Source organism: Micromonospora phytophila, assembly GCF_023656545.1.
GTDB lineage: Bacteria > Actinomycetota > Actinomycetes > Mycobacteriales > Micromonosporaceae > Micromonospora > Micromonospora phytophila.
Genome location: NZ_JAMOKF010000024.1, coordinates 25,842 through 34,516, shown reverse-complemented (window position 1 = coordinate 34,516; position 8,675 = coordinate 25,842). Strand labels below are relative to the sequence as shown.

The following is an 8,675-nucleotide window of genomic DNA, read 5'->3' as shown; positions in this document are numbered from 1 at the left end:
GCCCCGCTGGGACGCGAGCGCCGCCACCGTGCCCGGCCCGGTGCCCGCGTCGAGCACCCGCGCCCCGGCCCGCACCTGCGCGGCGTCCAGCAGGGCGGCCGTCGGGTGGGCGCAGAGCCGGGCGAAACTGCGGGCGTACGCGGACGCACGGCCGGCCCACCGGCGTCGTTCATGGGCGTCAAAGGCGGTGGAGACCATGGCCGCCGAGCGTACGCCCGGGCGGGCGTGCACGCGGTCCCTACGGTCGGTCCATGACGACGATGTGGGTGCTGCTCGGAATCGTGGCGGTGCTGATCCTGGGCACGTTCGGCTACCTCGCCTGGCGGGACCGCGCCCGGCTCAGCTCGCCCGAGGACACCACCGCCGACCGGGACGCCCGGGCGGTGCAGGAGCGGTACGCCGCCGAGCGGCACGGCACGCAGGGCGAGACCTGGCGGCGCGGCAACGACGGCTCCGGCACCTGACCAGATCCGACCGTCCCACAACCGCTCGGGCGTCGGGGAGCACCCCGCGACCCGACGGGCGGACCGGAGCGGGGGCGACCCGGAACGTGGCGTCGTCCGGTTCGCGTCGCGCGATCGGTGAACCGGCACGCTCCGGCCGTCGTAGCTACCTGCGGGCGGCATGACGGACGTACCACCGGGGTACTGCACGCGACATCGCCGACGCCGGGGAGGGCATTGTGACGACGCGTGGGGGAGGTCGGCCGCGGAGTTCGTTGGCCGCTCTGGCGGTGGCACTGGTCGCGGCCGCCGGCTGCATGGTCGGCGGGGTGTCCGAGCCCGAGGGGCAGGAGCCGCCGCCGGAGCAGCCCCGCCGGTCCGCCTCCCCGGGGGCCGAGCAGACCCGGGCCGACGGCACCACCAGCGTCGAGGAGTTCCAGCAGGACGTCGCCGACGCCCAGAGCATCGCGGAGCGGTACTGGGCGGCCCAGTTCCGCGCCTCGGGGGAGCAGTTCCGGCCGGTCCGGCGGATCCTGCCGTACCAGCGCGCGGGCGAGGTCTCCTGCGGTGGGCAGGAGATCCCGCGCAACAACGCCGTCTACTGCTCCGCCGGCGACTTCATCGCCTACGACGTCAACTGGTCGGTGGGGGCGTTCCGGCAGGTCGGTGACGCGTTCGTGTTCTACCTGCTGGGCCACGAGTACGCCCACGGCATTCAGACCCGGCTCGGCATCCGCTACAGCTTCACCATCCAGCAGGAGTTGCAGGCCGACTGCATGGCCGGGGCGTACCTGGGCGACTCGGTGCGCTCCGGCGCCCTCGAACTCGCCGACGGCGACCTGGACGAGTTCCGCGAAGGGCTGCTCGCCGTCGGCGACGACCCCGACCAGCCGTGGTTCGCCGAGGGCTCGCACGGCACGGCCGAGCAGCGCACCGAGTCGTTCTTCCGCGGCTACGAGCAGTCCCTCAAGGCCTGCGACCTCGGCTGAGCGCGCGGCGGCGTTGAGGTGCGTCACCCCGCCGGGCACCGCCGTCGCCGGCCACGGCCCGGCTGGAAGGATCCCCCCGGTACGCCCACCCGAGGAGGATCCGCTGAGCAGCCACCACCCCGCCGCCGTGCTCTTCGACATGGACGGCACCCTGGTCGACAGCGAAAAGCTGTGGGACGTCGCGCTGCGCGAACTGGCGGCCGAGTACGGCGGCACCCTCTCCGACACCGCCCGCAAGGCGATGATCGGCACCAGCATGGCCGCGTCGATGCGCATCCTGCACGACGACCTGGGCCAGCCGGACCGCGATCCCGATGTCAGCGCGGCGTGGATCAACACGCGGATCCTGGAGCTGTTCCGCACCGGGCTGCGCTGGCGTCCGGGCGCCATGGCCCTGCTGCGGGCGGTACGCGCAGCGGGGATCCCGACCGCCCTGGTCACCTCCAGCGGCCGGCCGCTGGTGGAGATCGCACTGGACACCCTGGGCCGGGACAGCTTCGACGCGGTGGTCTGCGGCGACGAGGTCGACGCGGCGAAGCCGCACCCGGAGCCGTACCTGACCGCCGCCCGGCTGCTCGGCGTGCCGATCGCCCGCTGCGTGGCGATCGAGGACTCCCCGACCGGGGTGGCCAGCGCCCTCGCCGCCGGCGCGGCGGTGCTGGCCGTACCGGCGGAGGTGCCGCTGCCGGTCACCGAGGGCGTACACCAGGTGGAGAGCCTGACCGGCGCGGACCTGGAACTGCTCGCGGCGCTGCTCGGCGAGCCGCCCGCCCGACCCTGACGCGACGAGGGACCCCGCCGGACGGCGGGGTCCCTCATCGTGGAGCGGGATCAGTCGTGGGCGATGGCGCCCAGCACGTTGATCCGGGCGGCCCGGACCGCCGGCAGCACCGCGGCGACCACCCCGACGATCGCGGCCAGGCCCAGGAAGACCCCCATCTGGCCCCAGGGCAGCACCAGGTCGGTGATCCCCTCGTCCCGCAGCGCCTCCACCACGGCGGCGCCGAGCCCGGTGCCGACCGCGACGCCCAGCAGCGCGCCGAAGACCGAGATCACCACCGCCTCGACGGTGATCATCCCCATGGTCTGCGCCCGGCGCAGCCCGATCGCCCGGAGCAGGCCCAGCTCCCGGGTGCGTTCCAGCACCGACAGCGCCAGGGTGTTGATGATGCCCAGCACCGCGATCACGATGGCCAGCGCCAGCAGGATCTGGATCATCCTGAGCAGGCCGTCGAGCTGGCTGGTCTGCTGCTTGATGAACGCCGCCCGATCGGCCACCGACACCTCCGGGCTGTCGGCGAGCAGCGTCTCGACCTGCGGCTGCACGTCGGCGACCCGGGTGCCGGGGGCCAGCTGGATGAAGCCCTGGATCGGCTGCGGGACGGTGAAGTCCTTCGCCGCGGCGGCCGGCAGCACCACCGGGTTGGTCAGCTGCGAGCTGGCGTAGATGCCGGTGACGGTGTAAGTCCGGGCCTCACCCCGGCTCGGCTGCACCGACAGGGTGGAGCCGACGGAGAGGTTGCGGGACTTCGCGGTGTCCGAGCTGACCAGCATCTGGTCCGGCCCGAGCCGGTCGATGTCCCCGGCGGTCGCCTCCGCCCCGAAGATCTGCCGCAGGGCGGCCGGGTCGGTGCTCGCGCCGGCCCAGGTGTTCTCGCCGTTGATCTTCACCATGTCGCCGTACTCGCCGTCGACGAGGCGGACGCCGGGGATCGCCGCAGCCTTCTCCAGCACCTCCGGGTCGAAGCTCGGCGGCCGGGGGCCGCTCTGCGCGCCGGCGATGACGAGTTCGGCCTTGATCCGGTCCTCGGCGAGCTTGCCGATGCTGCCCTTCGCCGAGTCCAGGATGACCGTCACCCCGGTGACCAGGGCGATGCCGACCATCAGCGCCGCCGCGGTGATCGCCGTGCGGCGCGGGTTGCGCCCGGAGTTGAGCCGGCCCAGCTTGCCCGGCACCGACCAGGAGAAGACCGCACCGAGCAGGCTCACCACCGGCCGGCTGATCAGCGGGGTCAGCAGCGCCACGCCGATGAAGGCGAAGAGCACCCCGGCCAGGATCGTCGGCAGGGTGTTGCCCCGGGCGTTGCCGCTGAGCCCCAGGAAGAGCAGCGTTCCACCGATCGCGGTGACGATGCCGCCCGCCACGGTGACCTTGGTCAGCGGGCGGTCCGGCGTCGCCACGTCCTGCATCGCGGCGATCGGCGGGATCCGGGAGGCCCGCAGCGCCGGCAGCAGCGCCGCCACCACGGTGATGACCAGACCGACGGCGAACGCCCCGATCACCGCCGCGGGCGGGACGCCGATCCCGGCCAGGGTCAACCCACCGGCCAGCTTGCCGAACAGGTACGCCAGCAGCGCGCCGATGCCGATGCCGGCGGCCAGGCCGAGCACCGAGGCGATCAGCCCCACCGCGATCGCCTCCAGCACCACCGACCCGATGATCTGCCGGCCGCTGGCCCCGATGGCCCGCATCAACGCCAGTTCCCGGGTCCGCTGGGCGACGATGATCGAGAAGGTGTTGAGGATCAGGAAGGTGCCCACCAGCAGCGCCACCGCGGCGAAGCCGAGCAGGATCCGGTTGAAGAAGGTCAGGCCCTCCTTGAGGCTGGCCGACGCGTCCGTGGCCACCTGCTCGCCGGTCTTGACCTCGTAGTCCGGGCCGAGCGCGCCGGCGACGTCGTCGCGCAGCGCCTCCGCCGCCACCCCGTCGGCGGCGGTCACCGTGACGCTGCTGAAGGCGTCGGGCTCGCCGAGCATCAGCCGCTGCGCCACGCCGGTGGTGAACATGACCTCGTTGACCCCGCCGATGGAGTCCCGGTCACCGCTGTAGCCGAACACACCGACCAGGGCGAACTCGCGCCGCTTCGACTCGAACGCGGTCAGCACCCCGACCCGCTCGCCGACGCGCACCTTCGCCGCGTCCGCCAGTGCCTTGTTGACCACGATCTCGTCGTCGGCCTGCGGGGCCCGGCCCTCGCGCAGCCGCAGCAGGTCGCTCTCACCGATCCAGTTCCCGCCGATCTGCGGCGGCCCGAACGAGGTGACGACCTTGCCGTTGCTGCCGATCAGCCGGGCGCCGTCGGCGGCGACGACGCCCTCGGCGTCCGCCACGCCCGGCACCTGCTTCACCCGTTCGACGGTGGCCGCGGGCACCGGGGCGGCGGTCTGCTCGCCCTGGACCTCACTGACGGCCACCTTCGGCTTCGCCGCCACGTTGACGTCGACCTCGGAGAAGCCGTCGGCGAAGACCGAGTCGAACGAACGGCCCAGGGTGTCGGTGAGCACGAACGCCCCGGAGACGAACATGACGCCCAGCACCACCGCCAGGCCGGAGAGGATCAGCCGGACCTTGCGGGCCAGCAGACTCTTCAGAGTCGCCCGGAACATCAGTTGCCCACCTCGGCCGGGGTGTCGAGCTTCTTCATGGTGTCCAGCACCGTGTCGGCGGTCGGCTCGATCAGCTCGGAGACGATCTCGCCGTCGGCGAGGAAGACCACCCGGTCGGCGTACGCGGCGGCGGTCGGGTCGTGGGTGACCATGACGATGGTCTGCCCGTGTTCACGCACCGAGTTGCGCAGGAAGTTCAGCACCTCCGCGCCGGAGCGGGAGTCCAGGTTGCCGGTCGGCTCGTCGGCGAAGATCACCTCTGGGCGGGAGACCAGCGCGCGGGCGCACGCCACCCGCTGCTGCTGCCCGCCGGAGAGCTGCGCCGGGCGGTGGTCCAGCCGGTCGCGCAGGCCCACCGTGGCGATCACCGTGTCGTACCAGGCCGGGTCCGGCTTGCGCCCGGCGATCGACAGCGGCAGCAGGATGTTCTCCTTGGCGGTCAGCGTCGGCAGCAGGTTGAACTGCTGGAAGATGAAGCCGACCTTGTCCCGGCGCAGCTTCGTCAGCCCCGCGTCACCCAGGCCGGTGACCGTGGTCTCGCCGATGGCGACCGTGCCCCGGGTCACCGAGTCCAGCCCGGCCAGGCAGTGCATCAGCGTCGACTTGCCCGAACCCGACGGGCCCATGATCGCCGTGAACCGGCCCCGCTCGAACTCGGCGCTGACCCCCCGCAGCGCCACGACCTGCGCCTCGCCGCTGCCGTACACCTTCCACACGTCGCTCGCCCGGGCCGCGGCCTGCGCCTGCCGGCCTACCGTCGCGGTCACGTCATCTACCTCTTCCGTCTGCCGTCGATCCGCGCCGCCCCCGTTGGTCCGGCGCAGTTCCCATCCTCGACGCTCTTCGCCGCCGATCCGTCCGACTCCGGGCGGAGCCGGTGCGGATTTCGCGCTGCGGGTGACCCCCATCGCCGGCTCAGGGTTACCCCTGACCCGGCGGCCGGTCGAACGCTTTCCCGCCGGCCGAAAGGAGATCCTGCACAGTGACGCCGCGTGAGGGTCAACCGCTCCGCGCCGTCTCCGGTCACGGTAGGTGACGACGGCAACGGGGCCGTCGCCCGAACGGCGACTCCCCGAGTACGCGTGGCGCGGCAGCCGCCGCGGGTACTGGGGCGTATCGCAGGCCTGCCGGCGAAGGCGAGGCCGGCCGCGATGGGATGCGGCGCGTCAGTCCGGCCCCGCCGTCCCGACGGGCTGGACGCACCTCTGGTGGACCTGCCGGCCAACCGCAGCGGTCAGCGTCGCTCCGGGCGAGCGCGTCCGAGGGCGCCGGCCCGGCCCCACCGACCGGGGATGTTGAGCAGCTCAATCCGGCCCATGCCCGTGGGCACGGCCGGTCTGGTCACGAGGTGGTCCCCGCGCGGCTCCATGCCGAGCATGGTCCGCAGCAACAGCAAGGGGGTGCCCGTGGACCACGCCTGTGGACTGCACGCCGTGGGGTACAGGACCGGGTACCTGGTCAGCGTCCGGTCGTATCCGCCGAAGGCCTCCGGAAGTCTGCCGTCGAAGAACTCGGCGGCGTCGATGATGCCCTCGGCGATGCGTCCCGCCTCGTGGGTGAAGCCGTAGCGCCGAAGGCCCCAGGCGATGAACGCGTTGTCGAAGGGCCAGACGGTGCCGACGTGGTAGCCGATGGGGTTGTACCGTCCCTGTCCCTCGGCCAGGGTGCGTACGCCCCAGCCGGAGAACAGTCGGTCGCCGAGCAGGTGCTCGGCGATCTTTGCGGCCCGGGATTCTTCGACGATCCCGCTCCACAGCAGGTGGCCGATGTTCGAGGAGAGCGCGTCGACCTGGCGGCCGTCGCCGTCGAGCGCGAGGGCGTAGTACTCCCCGTCCTCGACCCAGAAGTCCCGGTTGAAGCGCTGCTTGAGCTCGGCCGCCTCCCGTTCCAGCCGGTCGGCGTATGCGGGGTCGTTCCAGAACTCGCGGGCTAGCCGGGCGCCGCGGATCTTGGCGTCGTAGGCGTAGCCCTGCAGCTCACAGGTAGCGCGGGGCAGACCGGCCAGCCTCCCGTCACGGAAGGAGATCGAGTCCCAGGAGTCCTTCCAGCACTGATTCTCCAACCCGTTCTTCTCGTTGCGGCGCCGGTACCAGACGTAGCCGTCGCCCATGATGTCGCCATACTCGTCGATCCAGTGCAGCGCGGCTCTCGCGGAGCGCTCGAGCATCCGCACGGTGGCGGCGTCTCCGGTCCACCGCTCGTACTCGTCGAGCAGGATCACGTACAGCGGCGTGGAGTCGGCGCTGCCGAAGTACGGCGAGTGGGGCTGCTCCTCGAAGCCGATCGTCTCCCCGTACCGCAGTTCGTGCGGCATCTTCCCCGGCTCCTCCTCACGGAAGTTGTCGAGGACGACGCCCTGCAGCAGCGCCAGCAGGCGCAGCGTCGTGACCGCCAGGTCCGGCGCGAACGGCAGTGCCTGCAGGCTGGTGAAGATGCTGTCCCGGCCGAAGATGGCCATGAACCACGGCAGGCCGGCGGCGGGCAGGGCATGTCCGCCGCCGGTCAGCGGCATGAAACGCAGCGCGGCGAGATCGGCCAGGCTGCGCCGGTAGGTCATTGCCAATGTCGGGGAGTCGCAGGTCAGACGGGGGGCCTCCGCGAGCCAACGGTCCAGGTCCTGCCGTATTTGCCGGCGGGCCCGGCCGGGCGAGCCCTGCAGATTCTCCCGAAGATCACGTCCGTTCACGCCCAGGGGCCGCACGCGGATGTCGGTGACCCACTCGCCGTGCGGTTCGAGCCGGACGTCGTAGGTCAGCCCCCGCTCGTCGATGTGCGCCGGCTCGGTGGAGGAGACCAACGTCTCCCGGTGGAACGTCTCCCGCCGATAGCCGAGCCGCAGGCACCCGTCCTCGATCCGGGCGTAGTGCCTGCCCTTCTTGTTGCGCACGTCCTTGATCTCGAAAAGGTCGGCGAAGTCGCTCTCGATGTCGATCCGGATCCGCAGGTCGACGGGCCCGGGCTCGTGGTTGATCACGGTCAGCCGCTCGTTGAAGCTCTCGCCGATGGAGCGCTCGCGAATGGCCGACACGCTGATGTCCACCAGCGGAGTCAGGACGGTCGGGACGACGAAGAATCGGCTCTCGAAGTATTCGACCTCCTCAACGGTGAGCGCGTTGACCCGCTCACCGTTGATGGACAGGATCCATTTCGACAGGAACCGGGTGTCGAACGAGAAGAAACCGGTCGGGATGGCCGGCGACGCGTCGATGTCGCCGGTCTCCTCACTGACCACGAACGTGTTGCCGTCCAGTAGTCGAACGAGTCCGTCGCTCATGCCGGTCGGATCTCCCGGCGGGCGAACTCCCGTGGGTGGTGCGCGCCGGGTGGCCCCGGCATCACGCGCTGGAGGAAACGGCCAAGCCGCACGTCACCCTCGGCCCTGAGTTCGTTACGCACCCACGCCGCGTAGACGTGCGACCTGCCGGTGACGATCCGGTCGAAGACCGCTCTGCTGCCCGTGAACACGCAGTCGGCCTCGCTCTCCTCCCGCGAGACGTGGACATCGCCGCGTCTGATCACCACCAACCAGTGGTCGACCTCGTGGTCGTGTTCGAGGTCGAACCGGATGCTGCCGACGGCCTCCTCGAGGAGGGGTTCGTGGCCCCGCCGGTCGAGCGCGTCGAAGAAGTTCGCGGTGGGATTCGACATGAGCCTCCTCCGGTAGGTCCCCAGAGCCCGGACGATCAGCCACCCTCACCATGACCGGTGCCGGCGTTACCGCCGCATCACCCGCACCGGGTGAAATGTCAGTGCCTTGCGTGAGTGGCCCGGCAATCTCATCCGGTTCGGGTGAGGTCAGGGCACCGCAACCTGAGCGACGCTGCATCCTGGTCGCGATTTCCTGCGGGGGTGGGGG

7 protein-coding genes and 1 pseudogene are annotated in these 8,675 nt (G+C 71.6%); 3 read left to right on the top strand and 5 right to left on the bottom strand.

Features of this window, described 5'->3' with window-relative positions; all coding sequences use genetic code 11:
• Nucleotides 1-198 (bottom strand): annotated as a pseudogene (locus tag NCC78_RS06235) (SAM-dependent methyltransferase); the annotation flags it as partial.
• Nucleotides 199-251: 53 nt separating this feature from the next.
• On the opposite strand from NCC78_RS06235, the gene NCC78_RS06230 reads away from it, so the two are divergent.
• The 3 genes from NCC78_RS06230 to NCC78_RS06220 all read left to right on the top strand — a co-directional run bounded on the left by NCC78_RS06230 (nt 252) and on the right by NCC78_RS06220 (nt 2,213).
• On the top strand, nt 252-464 hold the full coding sequence (locus NCC78_RS06230) for a hypothetical protein (protein WP_250792258.1): 213 nt from the start codon (nt 252-254) through the stop codon (nt 462-464).
• 218 nt (nt 465-682) lie between these two features.
• Nucleotides 683-1,432 carry a neutral zinc metallopeptidase gene (locus NCC78_RS06225; protein ID WP_284706254.1) on the top strand — a complete coding sequence of 250 codons (750 nt, stop codon included), beginning with the start codon at nt 683-685 and terminating at the stop codon, nt 1,430-1,432.
• A 127-nt stretch (nt 1,433-1,559) separates the two neighbouring features.
• The gene (locus NCC78_RS06220; protein ID WP_250792270.1) at nt 1,560-2,213 is read left to right on the top strand and encodes an HAD family hydrolase; all 654 of its coding nucleotides are present in this window, start codon (nt 1,560-1,562) and stop codon (nt 2,211-2,213) included.
• 50 nt (nt 2,214-2,263) lie between these two features.
• Here the strand turns inward: NCC78_RS06220 and NCC78_RS06215 are convergent, their stop codons facing one another.
• The 4 genes from NCC78_RS06215 to NCC78_RS06200 all read right to left on the bottom strand — a co-directional run bounded on the left by NCC78_RS06215 (nt 2,264) and on the right by NCC78_RS06200 (nt 8,467).
• Nucleotides 2,264-4,819 carry an ABC transporter permease gene (locus tag NCC78_RS06215; RefSeq protein ID WP_250792254.1) on the bottom strand — a complete coding sequence of 852 codons (2,556 nt, stop codon included), beginning with the start codon at nt 4,817-4,819 and terminating at the stop codon, nt 2,264-2,266.
• Entirely contained in the window at nt 4,819-5,586 is a 768-nt protein-coding gene (locus NCC78_RS06210) for an ABC transporter ATP-binding protein (RefSeq protein ID WP_250792252.1), read from the bottom strand. Before NCC78_RS06210 ends, NCC78_RS06215 begins: the two co-directional genes overlap by 1 nt.
• Before the next feature lie 467 nt (nt 5,587-6,053).
• Nucleotides 6,054-8,093 (bottom strand): glycogen debranching N-terminal domain-containing protein, encoded by a 2,040-nt coding sequence (locus NCC78_RS06205; protein ID WP_250792250.1) that lies wholly within the window; start codon nt 8,091-8,093, stop codon nt 6,054-6,056.
• Nucleotides 8,090-8,467: an SCP2 sterol-binding domain-containing protein gene (locus NCC78_RS06200; RefSeq protein WP_250792248.1), complete on the bottom strand. Its 378-nt coding sequence runs from the start codon at nt 8,465-8,467 to the stop codon at nt 8,090-8,092. Before NCC78_RS06200 ends, NCC78_RS06205 begins: the two co-directional genes overlap by 4 nt.
• Nucleotides 8,468-8,675 lie beyond the last annotated feature (208 nt).